This window comes from Kordia sp. (assembly GCF_965224175.1).
Classification (GTDB): domain Bacteria; phylum Bacteroidota; class Bacteroidia; order Flavobacteriales; family Flavobacteriaceae; genus Kordia.
The window spans coordinates 3,378,159-3,393,598 of sequence record NZ_OZ245041.1; the positions used below are offsets into that span (position 1 = coordinate 3,378,159).

At 33.0% G+C, this 15,440-nt stretch carries 12 protein-coding genes; 7 read left to right on the forward strand and 5 right to left on the reverse strand.

Annotated features, from left to right (window positions below; all coding sequences use genetic code 11):
• The first annotated feature begins 31 nt into the window (after positions 1-31).
• Entirely contained in the window at positions 32-682 is a 651-nt protein-coding gene (locus tag ACOQOS_RS14655; RefSeq protein ID WP_420571213.1) for an outer membrane beta-barrel protein, read from the forward strand.
• Positions 683-761: 79 nt separating this feature from the next.
• Here the strand turns inward: ACOQOS_RS14655 and ACOQOS_RS14660 are convergent, their stop codons facing one another.
• The 5 genes from ACOQOS_RS14660 to ACOQOS_RS14680 all read right to left on the reverse strand — a co-directional run bounded on the left by ACOQOS_RS14660 (position 762) and on the right by ACOQOS_RS14680 (position 7,047).
• The gene (locus ACOQOS_RS14660; protein ID WP_420571214.1) at positions 762-1,190 is read right to left on the reverse strand and encodes an OmpA family protein; all 429 of its coding nucleotides are present in this window, start codon (positions 1,188-1,190) and stop codon (positions 762-764) included.
• Between the two features lies 1 nt (position 1,191).
• Positions 1,192-2,703, reverse strand: a complete 1,512-nt coding sequence (gltX, locus tag ACOQOS_RS14665; protein WP_420571215.1) for a glutamate--tRNA ligase — start codon at positions 2,701-2,703, stop codon at positions 1,192-1,194.
• 149 nt (positions 2,704-2,852) lie between these two features.
• The gene (locus ACOQOS_RS14670; protein WP_420571216.1) at positions 2,853-4,802 is read right to left on the reverse strand and encodes a T9SS type A sorting domain-containing protein; all 1,950 of its coding nucleotides are present in this window, start codon (positions 4,800-4,802) and stop codon (positions 2,853-2,855) included.
• A 280-nt stretch (positions 4,803-5,082) separates the two neighbouring features.
• Positions 5,083-6,132: an alkane 1-monooxygenase gene (locus tag ACOQOS_RS14675; RefSeq protein WP_420571217.1), complete on the reverse strand. Its 1,050-nt coding sequence runs from the start codon at positions 6,130-6,132 to the stop codon at positions 5,083-5,085.
• Between the two features lie 87 nt (positions 6,133-6,219).
• Positions 6,220-7,047 (reverse strand): transporter, encoded by an 828-nt coding sequence (locus tag ACOQOS_RS14680; protein WP_420571218.1) that lies wholly within the window; start codon positions 7,045-7,047, stop codon positions 6,220-6,222.
• Positions 7,048-7,157: 110 nt separating this feature from the next.
• On the opposite strand from ACOQOS_RS14680, the gene ACOQOS_RS14685 reads away from it, so the two are divergent.
• From ACOQOS_RS14685 to ACOQOS_RS14710, 6 genes are read left to right on the forward strand one after another with little or no spacing between them, the layout of a single operon-like run.
• Complete coding sequence (locus ACOQOS_RS14685) at positions 7,158-10,583, forward strand: DUF4175 family protein (protein ID WP_420571219.1); 3,426 nt, start codon at positions 7,158-7,160, stop codon at positions 10,581-10,583.
• Positions 10,576-10,998, forward strand: a complete 423-nt coding sequence (gene ybeY / locus ACOQOS_RS14690; protein ID WP_420571220.1) for an rRNA maturation RNase YbeY — start codon at positions 10,576-10,578, stop codon at positions 10,996-10,998. Before ACOQOS_RS14685 ends, ybeY begins: the two co-directional genes overlap by 8 nt.
• Positions 10,999-11,041: 43 nt before the next feature.
• On the forward strand, positions 11,042-12,913 hold the full coding sequence (gene mnmG, locus ACOQOS_RS14695) for a tRNA uridine-5-carboxymethylaminomethyl(34) synthesis enzyme MnmG (protein WP_420571221.1): 1,872 nt from the start codon (positions 11,042-11,044) through the stop codon (positions 12,911-12,913).
• Between the two features lie 35 nt (positions 12,914-12,948).
• On the forward strand, positions 12,949-13,776 hold the full coding sequence (locus tag ACOQOS_RS14700) for a GNAT family N-acetyltransferase (protein WP_420571222.1): 828 nt from the start codon (positions 12,949-12,951) through the stop codon (positions 13,774-13,776).
• Between the two features lie 42 nt (positions 13,777-13,818).
• Positions 13,819-14,382, forward strand: a complete 564-nt coding sequence (locus tag ACOQOS_RS14705; RefSeq protein ID WP_420571223.1) for a hypothetical protein — start codon at positions 13,819-13,821, stop codon at positions 14,380-14,382.
• Positions 14,383-14,427: 45 nt separating this feature from the next.
• A complete protein-coding gene (locus ACOQOS_RS14710) occupies positions 14,428-15,273 on the forward strand; it encodes a class I SAM-dependent methyltransferase (protein WP_420575152.1) in 846 nt (281 codons plus the stop codon).
• Positions 15,274-15,440 lie beyond the last annotated feature (167 nt).

Below are 15,440 nucleotides of genomic sequence, written 5' to 3' on the forward strand. Positions count from 1 at the left end.
TTTGACAACTTTAATTCAAAGTTTACCCCAAATGAACAAATCCTTTTTCCTACCATTAGTAGCTATAATGTTACTTTTTGTTACAAAATCTTTTTCACAAAGTCGTTATAACGATTACAATCGCTTTGGAATTTCGTTCGGAATTCATCAATTTGACATTCGTACCAATGATTTGACAACCACTAAATCTACTGGCTTTCACGGCGGATTATCTACTCGAGGAACCGTTGGAAGACACTTTGATATGATTTATTTTTTAAATTTAAATAGACACGAAGTAAATGTACTTGGACGTGAAACACTTTTAGCAGCCAATGAAGAAATTCCTTTTAAACTATTGGCAGCAAAAATAGGTGTTTTGGGAAGTTATAAAATTGTTGAAAAACATCTTAGTTTAGAGTTTGGACCTGCGCTACAACTTTCAGATAAGTTTGAAGTAGAAGGAAAGTACAGTGAATATATTTTAGATGGTTATGATAGCTTTACCGCGAATGAAGCTCGCCAAACTTCCCGTATAAATTTGATGGGAATTGTTGGAATTTCTGCAGGATTTCAATCATTTAAAATATCACTTCAATACGAATATGGATTTTCTAACGTTTTAAGTAAACTAACTGTAGAGAATAATAAACTGAAAGGTAATATAGAACAGTTGAGTGTTTTAGCCACCTTCTATTTGTAATTAACACAAAAAAGAGCGCCATGAGCGCTCTTTTTTCTTGGATATAAACGTCATGCTGAACTTGATTCAGCATCACATTCTAATTTTTAATAATAACGATTTCGATTCTTCGATTCATTTTTCGTCCTTCTTTAGTTTTATTGGAAGCCAAAGGTCTTGTTTCTCCATAGCCAACAGCTTTTAATTGAGAAGATATACAACCTTCTTTTACCAAAAGTTTCTTTATTTTTTCTGCTCTTTTCTGTGATAAAGCTAAATTCAATTCTTTTTTTCCAACCGAATCTGTATGTCCAGAAACTTCAACAGTATATTCATCAGAAATCTTTTTGATGATTTTGCTAATGGCTATAATTTCAGGATTATAGTTTTTAAGAGTTTCATCAGTGCCACTTTTAAAAATAATTTTTTGAGTGTATCGCTCAAAAGGATTTAATTCATCAGAAACAATACTTTGACTCGTTTTACACGAAATGAAAAAAATAAAAATGATAAACAGTATTTTCCTCATCCTACAACATCCCAATAACCTTCTGAATACGTTTGATGGTTTCTTGTTTTCCAATCATAAACATAATTTGAAATAAATCGGGTCCACTTAAAGCGCCAGCCAACGCAAAACGTAATGGTTGCATTACTTTTCCAAAACCAATTTCATTGCTTGTGATCCAACCTTTAATATTGGTTTGTAAGCTTTCTACGCTATAATCTTCCGTAGATTCAATAATTTCTATTAGTTTGTTTAAAATAGCTCCCGTACCTTCTTTTAATGCCTTTTTCTGTGCTTTTGCATCATATTCCGTTGGTGCAACAAAGAAAAAATGACTCAAATTCCATAAATCTTTAGTAAATGATGCTCTTTCTTTAATCAATTCGACAACCATTTCAATATAATTCACATCAATATCAGCGAGTTCAGCTTGACTTTCTTTGAAGGCAATGGCTAAACTTTCGTTAGATTTTAGTTGCATATATTGTTGGTTGAACCATTTCATTTTGTCATTATCAAAACGTGCTCCAGCCTTGTTGATTCGTTCTAAATCAAACTCTTCAATCAACTGTTCTAAATTAAATATTTCTTGTTCTGTTCCAGGATTCCATCCTAAAAATGCTAAGAAATTGATCAAAGCATCTTCAAAATAGCCGTCTTCACGGAAACCTGCAAATACTTCATCTGTCTTTGGATCTTTCCATTCAAGAGGAAACACAGGGAAACCAAATTTTGCGCCATCACGCTTTCCTAATTTTCCTTTTCCAGTTGGTTTAAGGATCAATGGTAAATGCGCAAAAACAGGCGCTTCCCATTCAAATGAACGGTATAATAAATAATGCAATGCTAACGAAGGCAACCATTCTTCTCCGCGAATTACATGCGTAATTTCCATTAAATGATCATCTACAATATTGGCTAGGTGATAGGTTGGCATTCCGTCACTTTTATATAATACTTTATCATCTAAAATGTTAGTATCAATTTTTACATCACCACGAACTACATCTTTTAAATGTAGAGTTTCATCTTGTGGCGATTTGTAACGAATTACATATGGTTCACCAGCATCTAATTTTGCAGAAACTTCTTCCGCCGAAAGCGATAAAGAATTAGTTAACTTCAAACGATTGTGCCAGTTATAAATAAATGTTTTTCCTTTTTCTTCATGATCTTTTCTGTGTCCGTCTAAAGCTTCGGCAGTATCAAATGCGTAATATGCGTGTCCTTTTTCAATTAATTGATCTGCATATTGTTTGTATAAATGTTTGCGTTCACTTTGTCTGTATGGACCAAATCCACCATCTTTTCCAACACCTTCATCAAAAGGAATTCCACACCATTCTAAGGAATCTATGATATATTGTTCCGCACCTTCTACAAATCTGTTTTGATCTGTATCTTCAATACGTAACACAAAATCTCCACCATGTTTTTTGGCGAATAAATAGTTAAATAAGGCAGTTCTTACGCCTCCAATGTGTAAAGGTCCTGTAGGACTTGGTGCAAAACGAACACGAACTTTTTTAGTCATAGATAAAAATATATGGTTATAAAGTGCAAATGTACTATTATTTTTCCTTTAAAATTGTGCATTTTAAATCTCGATTATCCAGTAAAAGTGAAACCTTCAAAGTTTTAATTTTGAAGGTTTCGTTGAATAAGCAAGTATGAGAAAAAATGCTATTTCTTGATGAATTTTTCTGTGTGTTTAATACCTGAAGCTGTTGTAACTGTTAAGAAATACATGTTGTCACTTAATTGTGATACATCAATTTCTGAAACTTCGACAGCTTTACTTTGTACCAATCTTCCAGTCATGTCTGTAATTTTGTATGATACAATTGGTTCATCACTATTAAATTGTAATATATCTGCTGTTGGATTTGGAAACATTGTAAAGTTGATAACATCTGTTTCTTCTATACCTAAAGTTCCGCCTGCTTCTCCCATGACAAATAGTGAGCGTAAGTGATCTTTTACTTCTGTCGTAAATACATTGATAGAAGACGTAGAGTTTACACTATTGCTAAGCGTAATTTGATATGTCCAATCTTCATCATAACAACTATCGCAACAAGAAGCTACGTACATTCCAATTACATAGAGTTTGTTATGTTCAAATGTATAATTAGGGAAGTTTGTCGTTAATCCCCAAACTGGATTTGCAGATGTTGGTAATTGGTTGTTAAATCCTCCAATATTACTTGACCAAGCAAAAGTATTTGGTACCATATTTACAAAGTCTAATGGGTTTGTAAAAGGATATGAAGAGTATTCTAACTCATATACAAACCATGTATATTGGTATCCGTTGTTTTGTTCAGTACATATATCTTCTACGACTAGACTGTCATCTGAAGCATCAATTGTATTGATAGAACCTGTTAATTGCTGAGGATTTCCTTGGTGTAATACGCTAATACTTAAGTTTTGATCGAGTTTTGCTTGCAACGAAATATCATCGATTGCTAAATCATTTCCATCACCTAAACCATCTTCTTTTAGATGAATTTTAATGTCTAATACATCTTGTTCTCCTTCAAAACATTCAGAAATTTGTTGCCAATCGCAAGGATCGTCACTATTAGTATCAATAGTAATCCAATCATATAATTGACCATTTACTTCCAAACGAATTTCTGGTTTAATGTTGAATGTACATTGTGGTAAATCTTTAAAGTTTGCACAGAATTTATAGGTTTTTTCGAAGTCAATTTGAATACTTTGTTCCCAAATAACACTAGAAGTTCCTGCTGGTTGAGTGGTTCTTCCGTTGACTAACAAAAAGTCTTTATTAGCGCTATATTGTTCAGGATCAACACATGCAGAATGATCAGTTACTGTTGTTCCAAAAATACTAGCATCGTCAGATACTAAATATGCTCCAGGATATAAACTAACATCTTCTGTATAATCGCTACCAAATCCGTTAGCACCATTTTCAAAGTTTCCATTTTCTACTAAGTTGTCACCTTCACAACAAAAAGCACCTTCATTATTTGGTTCGCCAGTGTCAATATCACATTCTTGAATACAGATATTATCGTAACCGTATTCTTCTGTTGGACTAGAAGTTAAGTCTAAGTAAAAACGAATTCCGCCAATGTTACTTATTAATGTATTCCAATCGTCACACTCAGATCCAGCAGCCATTACCCATTGTCCATTTTCGTTTGAAGGTAAATCAGTTCCTTCACAGGTTTCAATAGGAGCACAGACATGAACCCAACCACCACCTTCAACAGTTTGTACAGTAGCTACAAAAGTTGCTGTTGCTGTTGGACTTGTTGGCGATCCGCTGTAAATAATAAGTCTAGGAGATAATGGTTCACCAAAACCTCCATCTTCAATAACTTGAAAATCCCAGCATAAACATTGTCCTTCATATTCACGCCAGTTACCACTATAATCTATGTTATTGTAAATGTATGATGATCCAGAAGCGTCATATGAATGTAAAAAGAAGTCGTCAGCGTTTCCGCTTGGCCCAAAAGGATCTGCTGTATTGGCGCCAGCAGCTACGCCGTTCCAGTTTGCAATATCTGGCGTTCCGTCATTAAAATCTTCACAGAATTGTGCAGAGCTTACTCCCCAAAAAAGAAGCAAACATAAAGTAATCATGTTTTTCATAATGTAAAATGTTTAAGTTTCTATAATTTGTTTCAAGGCAAAGATGCGCCAGTGACAAACAATAGGGTAGAAGTAAAGCACCAAGATTTACAAAGTGTTTTGCCTTAAGAAATTATTGAAAAACCGTAAGTAATACAGGAAAAACACCCTTTACTCGATAATGGAGATTTAAATACTCAAACGCGTGCGCCGAAATGTTTTTAATTGTTTCCGTTCAATGCTTCTTGAACTTGTTCTGAAGCAATTGATTTAAAATGAAATTTAGATTGAATTATAGTTACTATTTTGAAATGTTCACCATTTCATTTGGAATCCGCTTATTCATTACTTTAAACCATAAAGGCGGAATTAATGCCATGACCATAGAAGTTGGATATCCAAAAGGCATTTGTGGACTTTTTTCATGACAATCAAGTAATTGATATTTTTTTGAGGCTTTGTAATGATGATCACTATGACGTGTAAGTTCATATAAAACAATGCGCCCGATAACGTGATTCGAATTCCAAGAATGAATTTCACGAACACGTTCGTAACGTCCAGAAGCTAATTTCTTTCTTAACAATCCATAATGTTCTATATAATTGATAGTTTCCAACAATAAAAAACTAACAACAGCGCTTGCCAATACAAAAATAAATGCCAAAGTTCCTAAGAAGTAGAGTATACTTACCACGTATGCAATCTGTAAAACTGTAAACCAAAACATATTATTTTTCAGTGAAAAGAAAGAAAAATTTCCACGTTGACGTAAGTTCTTTTGAATTTTCCAAGCATTGAGATATTGACGAATGGTTGAGGTAAACCAAAAAGAGTATACAACTTGATTATATCTTGCTGTGGCAGGATCTTCTTTAGTGGCAGCGTGCAAATGATGTCCAAAATTATGTTCTACAAAAAAATGCATATACAAAGATGGCCACAATAGTAATTTTGCCATAAATTGCTCATACTGTGTTTGTCTATGACCTAATTCATGCGCAACATTGATTCCATTTGAACCTAAAACAATTCCGGTAGAAAAGATCAATCCGACTAATTCATAAGTTTCATAGCTATTAGTTGATACATTCCATAAAGTAACAAATAACAACCCAAAAACAACAGGAATATTTAAATACAACAACCAATCAAAGATAGGATTGGCTGCTTTTTCTTCCACTTCTGTTTCAGATAAATTTATCGTGTTCTGCGAAAAAATCAATTCCATAATAGGAATCATTCCAAACGCATATATTGGCGTTAAAAATGTATAATATCCTCCTAAATATAAAGCCAGTACAGCAACTAATGGCGTAGAAAATGCTGCCAAATATTTCAAGTCTCTCATAATTCAATTTCTAGATTCAAAGCGATTCAATGTACCACTTTTTTTACTGAAATTAAATTTAGGAGTCTTTTCGTAACAAAAATGCAATTAAAATTTATGATACAAACCAACAGTTAATGCAGCTTGTTTGGCAACATTATTTCCAGAAAAAGCGCCACCAAAACTCAGCACGCCACCAAATGACTTGTTGAATTCTCCAACAGCTTTCAATCCAAAAGCACCATATTCTTGATTGTTTACATACAAAGCAGTTCCTAAGTTGCTCAACGGTAAATTTACATCACCATCATTAAAAGAACTTACAATATCTACAAAACCAATTAGCCAAACCTTGGCATGTACTTTAGTACCAATTTCACCACCAATTTTAAAGTTATTGCTGTAATCATTTGTTTTTAAATCAATTCCTGTAAAAGCTTGCACATAAAACTTTTCAAAACTACGACCAATATTTAGCGTGGGTGTAAAAGTCCAGGCATCTTGTCCAGTTCTAATTCCAGAAGCAGCTTCAAAAGTTCCTGTATTTGCTTCTACATTCAACTGACCCGAAATAAGCCATTTCTTATTGTAAAAATTATGTTTCAATCCAACAGAAATATTTCCAAAAGCAGTCTTAGAATCTTCCGTAATAAAAGCACTTCCATTTACAGCATCGCCAGTTTGAATCAATTTAATAGGAAGATTTACCAATAAAGTCGTTTTATTTGATATTCCATATTCTCCATATAATTGTAGTGTATTGTCGGTAACTTCTCGATCTGTTTCATAATCTGGATCACCAAAAACTTCGTCATAATTTGCGATGGTAGTAAACGAAAGTTGTGTATAAAATTTTCCTTTTTCTTGTGTCCAAGGACTCTGTGCAAACAAAATTCCAGAACTTAAAATAGCGATAATTGTATATATATTTTTCATAATTAGCTTGTTTATGATCACTTAGTAGCGACTTTTTATAAAATCTTACAGAATGTTTAACAAGTCTCATATACCATTAATTGCGTAAATATGTTATTTTTATCAGTTATATGATGAATGCATACGAGCAAATACAAAAGAAACTAGGGCAGTTTGTAACCAAATACTATACAAACGAGCTCATCAAAGGTGCCATACTATTCTTTAGTATCGGACTGTTATATTTTATAATCACCTTATTGGTGGAACATTTTCTATGGTTAAACACTGGTGCAAGAACAGCGTTATTCTGGATTTTTATTGTGGTAGAGTTGGCGCTTTTCGCAAAATTTATTCTGCTACCATTAACCAAATTGTTCAAACTACAGAAAGGAATTAGTTTCAAAGAAGCGTCTACGATTATTGGGAATCATTTCCCAGAAGTAAACGACAAATTATTGAACGTATTGCAATTGTCTGAAACGTCTCAGGAATCTGAATTGTTATTGGCAAGCATCGAACAAAAATCACAAGAGCTACAACCTATTCCGTTTCAAGTAGCAATCAACTTTACCAAAAACATTAAATACGCTAAATATGCTATTTTGCCGTTAGCAATTGTATTATTCGTATGGATTTCAGGAAATAGTTCATTATTTAGTAACAGTTATGAACGCGTTGTAAACTACAAAACGGCGTATGAACCGCCTGCGCCATTTCAATTTATTGTAGTAAACGACACTTTACAAGCCATTGAAAATCAAGCATACAAATTACAAGTACAAACGCTAGGTGATGTCATTCCAGAAGAAGTTCAAATTTCACTAGGAGAGGAAACCTATTTTCTTCAAAACAAAGGTATCGGAACTTTCGAATATACGTTTTCACAACCTAAAGAAGCTACAACATTTACGCTTACCGCGAATGAAGTCACATCAAAACCATATACGCTCAATGTGGTAAAAGTTCCTTCGTTAGTCAACTTTCAAATGGTCCTAGACTATCCAGCATATACAAAACGTAAAGATGAGGTATTAAAAAGTACAGGTAATGCAACCATTCCAGAAGGAACAAAAGTAACATGGCAAGCCAAAGCCAAGCAAACGAATCAATTAGAACTAATTTCTAGCGATAGTACGTATATCTTTAGCAGAGAAACTAATGATTTTAAACTAGAACAAAAAATATATCAAAAACTTGATTATCAAATAAGTACAAGTAATAATGAACTTAAAAACTATGAAAATCTTGGCTTTAATATCAACGTAATTAAAGATGAATATCCTAAAATGGATTTACAATCTAAACGTGATACAATTGATCAACGTACGATGTATTTTTTAGGACAAGTTTCGGATGATTACGGATTAAAACGTCTGCAATTGGTATACTATCCATCGGAAAGAGCAGATAGTAAAGTAAAAGAAAACATTCCAATTAGTACTTCAAACATTGATCAGTTTCAATACACGTTTCCAGGTAGCTTAGAATTGGCAAAAGGTGTCAATTATGAATTCTATTTTGAACTCACAGATAACGACGGAATTCGAGGAGGAAAGAAAGTAAAAAGTGAAATCTTCAATTACCGAAAATTAACGGATACAGAGTTGCAAACAGAACAATTGCAACAGCAAAATGAAACCATCAAAGACTTAGATAAATCTTTAGAAAAACTACAAAAGCAACAAGAAGAACTCAAAAAGATTTCAAAAAATCAAAAAGAAAAAAGCGAGTTAAACTTTAATGATCGCAAAAAGCTTGAAAAATTCTTGCAACGACAAGAACAGAACGATCAAATGATGGAGAAGTTTTCTAAGCAGCTACAACAAAACTTAGAAGATTTTCAAAAAGAAGAAACACAAGACGACGAAGACAAAGAGTTACTAAAAGAACGATTAGAACGTCAACAAAAAGAACTAGAGAAGAATGAAAAGCTAATGGAAGAGCTAAAAAAATTAGCAGAAAAAATTAGCGAAGAAGAATTACAAGAAAAACTAGAAGAACTTGGAAAACAGCAACAAAATAGCAAAAAGAACTTGCAACAAATTCTAGAGTTAACGAAACGCTATTATGTAACTAAGAAAGCTGAGAAAATTCAAAAAGAATTACAAGAACTTGCCAAAGAGCAGGAAGAACTATCTAAGAAAAGTGGTGATGAAAACACTAAGGAAAAGCAAGACGAACTCAATGATAAGTTTGAAAAGTTGCAAAAAGAAATGGATGAATTAGACAAGGAAAACAATGAACTCAAAAAACCATTAGACTTAGAACGCAAAAAAGACGAAGAAGAAGAAATAAAAGAAGAACAAAAAGGAGCAACAGAAGATCTTGAAAAAAGTGAAGAGTCTCCAAGCGAGCAACAAAAAAGTCAACAACAACAAAGTGCAAAGCAAAAGCAAAAGAAAGCTGCTCAAAAAATGAAACGTATGAGCAAAAGTATGCAAACAGCTATGCAAATGAGTGGACAACAAAGCATACAAGAAGACGCCGAAATGCTTCGCCAAATACTAGACAATCTTGTATTATTTTCTTTTGACGAAGAAAACTTAATGAAAGGTTTTGAAGAAATAGACAACACAAATGCTGGATATGCTTCAAAGCTCAAACGTCAAAAAGAATTACGCAAAATGTTTGAGCATGTAGACGATAGTTTATTCGCATTATCATTACGTCAACCAAGCATTTCGGAACAAATCAACACAGAAATCACAGACATCTATTTCAACATAGACAAATCCTTAGAACTATTAGCTGAAAACAATGTTTATAGAGGAGTTGCCGCACAACAATATGCACTTACATCCACAAACAAATTGGCAGATTTTCTAAGTGGCGCTTTAGACAATATGAACCAAAGCATGGGACAAGGCCAAGGACAAGGTTCATCAGGAGTTGGACAAAGTGGGCAAAATCAAGGTCAAGGAAAAGGCTTTCAATTACCAGATATCATACAGTCGCAAGAAGACATCAACAAGCAAATGCAAAAGGGTCAAAAACAAGAAGGCCAAGGAAAAGATGGTGAAGGCGGAAAAGAAGGAGGAAAAGAAAAAGGCGACAAAGGTAAAGGAGGAAAAGATGGTAAAGATGGAGAAAACGGTCAGCAAGGTGGCGGATCGGGTAGTGGAGATGAAAACGAATCTGGAAAACTTTACGACATATACAAACAACAGCAAGCTTTAAGAAATCAATTAGAACAACAACTCAAAGACAAATACGGAGACAAAATTGACAATCCACAAGCAAGAGAACTGCTCAAACAAATGGAGCAAGTTGAGACAGAATTATTAGAAAAAGGTTTCAATGATGAAACAATGAAAAAGATGATTGAACTCAAATATCAATTGCAAAAATTGGACAAAGCTGCTTTCGAACAAGAGAAAGAAAACAAAAGAGAATCTTCTACAAATCGAAAAGATTTTACAAATACGACCAATGAAAAAATGCCTGATGTACGACAGTATTTCAATCAAATTGAGATATTAAACAGACAAGTATTACCTTTGCGCAATAATTACAAAAAGAAAGTACAAGAGTATTTCAAGAAAAAGGATGATTAGTTTTCATTACGAGACTCAATTTGAACTTCCAAATGAAGCACAAATTGAACAATGGATTAGCAAGGTAATTGCATCTGAGGACAAAAAAGAAGGCGAGATAAATTATATCTTTTGTGATGATGAATATCTACATAAACTAAATGTAGAATTTCTAAATCATGATACGTTAACAGATATCATAAGTTTTGACAATTCCCTAGGAAATCAGCTCCATGGAGACATTTTTATCTCTATTGAACGTGTAGCCGACAATGCCAAAGACTTTAAAGTTTCTTTTGAAGAAGAGTTGCGTCGTGTAATGATTCATGGTGTATTACACTACTGTGGATATAAAGACAAAACGGATACTGATCAAGAAGTAATGACTTCCAAAGAAAACGAAAAACTTGGAATGTTCCACGTGGAACACTCTTAAATTTCTAAGTACAAATTATAAAAGAAAACTCAATCGTTTAGATATGTTTAATACGGAATATGATGTTATCGTAGTTGGTGCAGGTCATGCAGGTTCTGAAGCTGCTGCTGCTGCTGCGAATATGGGAAGCAAAACATTGCTCATTACGATGAATCTACAAAATATAGCACAAATGTCATGTAATCCTGCCATGGGTGGAATTGCTAAAGGACAAATTGTGCGCGAAATAGATGCCCTAGGTGGATACAGTGGAATCGTTACCGACAACTCTGCTATTCAATTCAAGATGCTGAATAAATCAAAAGGTCCAGCAATGTGGTCGCCAAGAGCACAAAGTGATCGTATGCGTTTCGCAGAGGAATGGAGACTCATGTTAGAACGTACCGAAAATCTAGATTTCTATCAAGAAATGGTACGAGGTCTAATCATTGAAAATGGAAAAATAAAAGGTGTAAAAACATCTTTGGGATTGGAGATAAGATCAAAGACTGTTGTTCTAACTAATGGAACTTTTCTTAACGGATTAATTCATATTGGCGATAAAAACTTTGGCGGAGGAAGAGCAGGAGAAAGAGCTGCAACTGGAATCACTGAAGAACTTGTAGCACTTGGTTTTGAATCTGGAAGAATGAAAACAGGAACACCACCAAGAGTAGATGGAAGATCGCTAGATTATTCAAAAATGATCATTCAACCAGGTGATGAAATCCCAGATAAATTCTCTTATCTGAAAGCTACAAAACCATTAGAGAATCAACGTGCTTGTCATATGACTTATACGTCTCCAGAAGTGCATAATTTACTCCGTGAAGGTTTTGACAGATCGCCAATGTTCAATGGTAGAATACAATCAATAGGACCAAGATATTGTCCATCAATTGAAGACAAAATAAATCGATTTGCAGACAAAGATCGCCATCAATTATTTGTTGAACCAGAAGGTTGGAATACAGTAGAAGTATATGTAAATGGCTTCTCTACTTCGCTACCTGAAGATGTTCAATTTAAAGCATTGCGTTCAGTTGCAGGGTTTGAAAATGTAAAGTTCTTTAGACCAGGTTATGCAATCGAATATGATTACTTTCCGCCAACACAATTAAAGCATACGCTAGAAACTAAAATCGTGGATGGTTTATTCTTTGCAGGACAAATAAACGGAACTACAGGATATGAAGAAGCTGCATCGCAAGGTTTGATGGCTGGAATAAATGCAGCATTAAAAGTCCAAGAAAAAGAGGAATTCATTCTAAAAAGAAACGAAGCATATATTGGTGTTCTGATTGATGATTTAATCACAAAAGGAACAGAGGAACCATACAGAATGTTTACGTCGCGTGCAGAATACAGAACGCTGCTTAGACAAGATAATGCTGACTTTAGATTGACACCTGTTGGCCATAAATTAGGTTTAGCTAATGAAGAGCGTTTGCGTGCTATGGAACAAAAGAAAACAAATTCTGAAGCTTTCATTCAGTTCTTTAAAGACACAAGTGTAAAGCCAGCTGAAATAAATCCAGTTTTAGAAGCTAAGAATTCTTCAAAAGTAAAGCAGCAAGACAAGATGTTTAAGATATTTGCTCGTCCAAATATCAGTATGGATGACATGAGAAAAGTTGCCTCTGTTGAGAATTTCATCAAAGAAAATGAACTAGGAAAAGATGTATTAGAGCAAACAGAAGTTCAAGTAAAATATGCTGGATATATTAACAAAGAAAAAAGTAATGCGGATAAGTTAAATAATTTAGAGCGTGTCAAAATTCCAGCAGATTTCAAGTATGAAGGATTAACAAATCTATCAATGGAAGCACGTCAAAAGTTAGCTAAAATTAAACCTGTTAACTTATCACAGGCTTCACGAATTAGTGGAGTTTCACCAAGTGATATAAGTGTGATGTTAGTCTATCTAAACAGATAAAAATAGCAGATGTTCCACGTGGAACATTTTATAATATGGAAATAAAATCATTACAAGAAACGCCAATTGAAGAGATATTATCAACTCTAAATTTGGCGTTTTCTGATTACTTCATTCCAATCAATTTTACCTTAGATTATGTAAACGAACGCTGGAAAGCTTCTGGAGTAGATTACAGTTTGTCTTTTGGTGTTTTTGATAATGATAAATTGGTAGGATTTATTATTCATGCAATCAATAATTATGATGGAATAAAAGTTGCCTACAATGCATCTACTGGAGTAATTCCTTCACATCGACGAAAAGGATTATTGAGTAAACTATATGCAAAAGCAATTAAAGTTTTACAGGAAAACGGAATCGAAAAAAGCACGTTGGAATGTATCACAAAAAATGAGCGAGCTATTTTAGCATACCAAAAAGTTGGTTTTAAAATTGATCGACAATATCATTTATACAAATTCAACTGGAACCAAAAAGAAATAGAATCTGAATACAAGCCTCATATTTCTGATAACTTTTCTTTTGAAGATTTTAAAACATTACAAAACTATTTTCCTTCTATAGAAAATCAAGATCATTGTTTAGAAAAATATAAAAACAATTTACAAGCAATCTCTGTTTTGTACAAAAATGAAATCGTTGCGTATTTACTTTTTCATAAAACTTCAAAAAGAATTCATAGGTTAGGAGTAAAGGAAAATAATTGGAATACTTTTGGTGAAACTTTATTTTCAGGATTAGAAACAGGAAACTATAATATTATCAATATTGATTCAAAAAATAAAAACATGCATGATTTTTTTAGAAAAATGAATTTTGATAATTACATAGATCAATACGATATGAGTTTTAATTTTTAAATATGGTTTAGTTTTTGTGAATACTTGAAAAAAAATTTAAATATGAAATCGATAAAATATATTAGCAGTCTTCTTTTAGTTTTTTTCTTCACAAGTTGTATTTCCATAAAAAAAGCTCCAGAAATTACAGAAGTTGGATATTCTATTATTGAAGGCAAGAAACTGAAAAAGGCTTTAGGGAAATCTAATCACTTTATCTTTTTAAATCATTTAAGCGAAAGTGACCTTACTTCATTTATAATTTATAAACTAGATGCAGCAGACGATAGTTATTTACAAAACTTACCAGTAACGATTCATGATACTCGTTTTTTAATGACGTTTTACACGGTAAAATCAAAAGACAAAACATTAGACTTATTTTCGCCAATTGTAAACAGAGCTCTAAATAATAAATTAAATACTGATTTTGATGAAGATATTCAAATTGATGAGTTCGAATATTATTATGTAGCTGTCTATGTGGAAAGCGATATAGAAGCAGATAGCTTAAAAGAGAAATCAATTCATAGAGCAATAGTAGAAAGATATTTAGTTGATTTAATGGACGAATATCAACGTATAGGTTCTGAAAAAGAATTAAACTTTATAATCAATAATAACTAAATGTTCCACGTGGAACATTTTGATAAAATAGAAAGCCAACAACAAATGAACACACTTACGGTAAAAGATCATTCTGTTTCTAACGAAGAATTTCAATTGGTATTTGATGAGGTTTTAGAAATGTACAAAACCGAACCACAACCAAGTTTGGACAAACTATCTTCGTATTACGAAAGTGAAGATTACATTTCTCATACTGATTCCAAAAGAAATTTGTTTGAAAAAATATATCATTGGGTTCGTATATATATGCTTTCTAAAAAAATGTCTTTTGTCGTTCTCAATACAAAAAGTGATGGAAAAAAAGTTTTAGACATAGGTTGTGGAACAGGAGACTTTTTAGCAATGGCTCAAAAATACAAATGGGAAGTTGCAGGAGTTGAACCTGATGCGCAAGCTAGAAAAATTGCTGCCGAAAAAACCAATACAGAAATCTATACCAACGATTGGCTTTCTGAAATAGAAGATCACAGTTTTGATGCAGTTACAATGTGGCATGTATTAGAACATGTTCCAAATCTGTCAACACAAATTGAAACGCTCAAAAGAATTGTAAAGCCAAACGGAACTATTTTTATTGCAGTTCCAAACTTTAAAAGTCATGATGCAAAACACTATAAAGAATTTTGGGCAGCCTATGATGTGCCAAGACACTTATGGCACTTTTCACAAAAAGCAATTAAAGGCTTATTTGCAAAGCAACAAATGGAAGTAGTAAAAATCTTACCAATGAAATTTGATGCATACTATGTGAGTTTACTTTCGGAAAAACACAAAACAGGAAAAATGAATCCGCTAAAATCATTTTATAGAGGATTTGTGTCAAATTTTAAAGCCATCACTAGTTCTGAGTATTCTTCATTGATTTATGTTATCAAAAACGAAAAATAACGCATTTTAATACGTTTTAAGCGCACTTTACCACATAACATATATAATGTGTGCGCTTTTTTCTGAAACGACTTAAAACACACAATAAAAAAAGCTACTTTTAATTAGTATTGACTATAGTTTTTATTTTTGATATAAATTATTCTTATAGTTTGAATTTTCCTGAA

Coding starts and splice junctions, on each gene's coding strand:
- ACOQOS_RS14655 (WP_420571213.1), top strand. CDS start 32: ATGAACAAATCCTTTTTCCTACCATTAGTAGCTATAATGTTACTTTTT.
- ACOQOS_RS14660 (WP_420571214.1), bottom strand. CDS start 1,190: ATGAGGAAAATACTGTTTATCATTTTTATTTTTTTCATTTCGTGTAAA.
- gltX (WP_420571215.1), bottom strand. CDS start 2,703: ATGACTAAAAAAGTTCGTGTTCGTTTTGCACCAAGTCCTACAGGACCT.
- ACOQOS_RS14670 (WP_420571216.1), bottom strand. CDS start 4,802: ATGAAAAACATGATTACTTTATGTTTGCTTCTTTTTTGGGGAGTAAGC.
- ACOQOS_RS14675 (WP_420571217.1), bottom strand. CDS start 6,132: ATGAGAGACTTGAAATATTTGGCAGCATTTTCTACGCCATTAGTTGCT.
- ACOQOS_RS14680 (WP_420571218.1), bottom strand. CDS start 7,047: ATGAAAAATATATATACAATTATCGCTATTTTAAGTTCTGGAATTTTG.
- ACOQOS_RS14685 (WP_420571219.1), top strand. CDS start 7,158: ATGATGAATGCATACGAGCAAATACAAAAGAAACTAGGGCAGTTTGTA.
- ybeY (WP_420571220.1), top strand. CDS start 10,576: ATGATTAGTTTTCATTACGAGACTCAATTTGAACTTCCAAATGAAGCA.
- mnmG (WP_420571221.1), top strand. CDS start 11,042: ATGTTTAATACGGAATATGATGTTATCGTAGTTGGTGCAGGTCATGCA.
- ACOQOS_RS14700 (WP_420571222.1), top strand. CDS start 12,949: ATGGAAATAAAATCATTACAAGAAACGCCAATTGAAGAGATATTATCA.
- ACOQOS_RS14705 (WP_420571223.1), top strand. CDS start 13,819: ATGAAATCGATAAAATATATTAGCAGTCTTCTTTTAGTTTTTTTCTTC.
- ACOQOS_RS14710 (WP_420575152.1), top strand. CDS start 14,428: ATGAACACACTTACGGTAAAAGATCATTCTGTTTCTAACGAAGAATTT.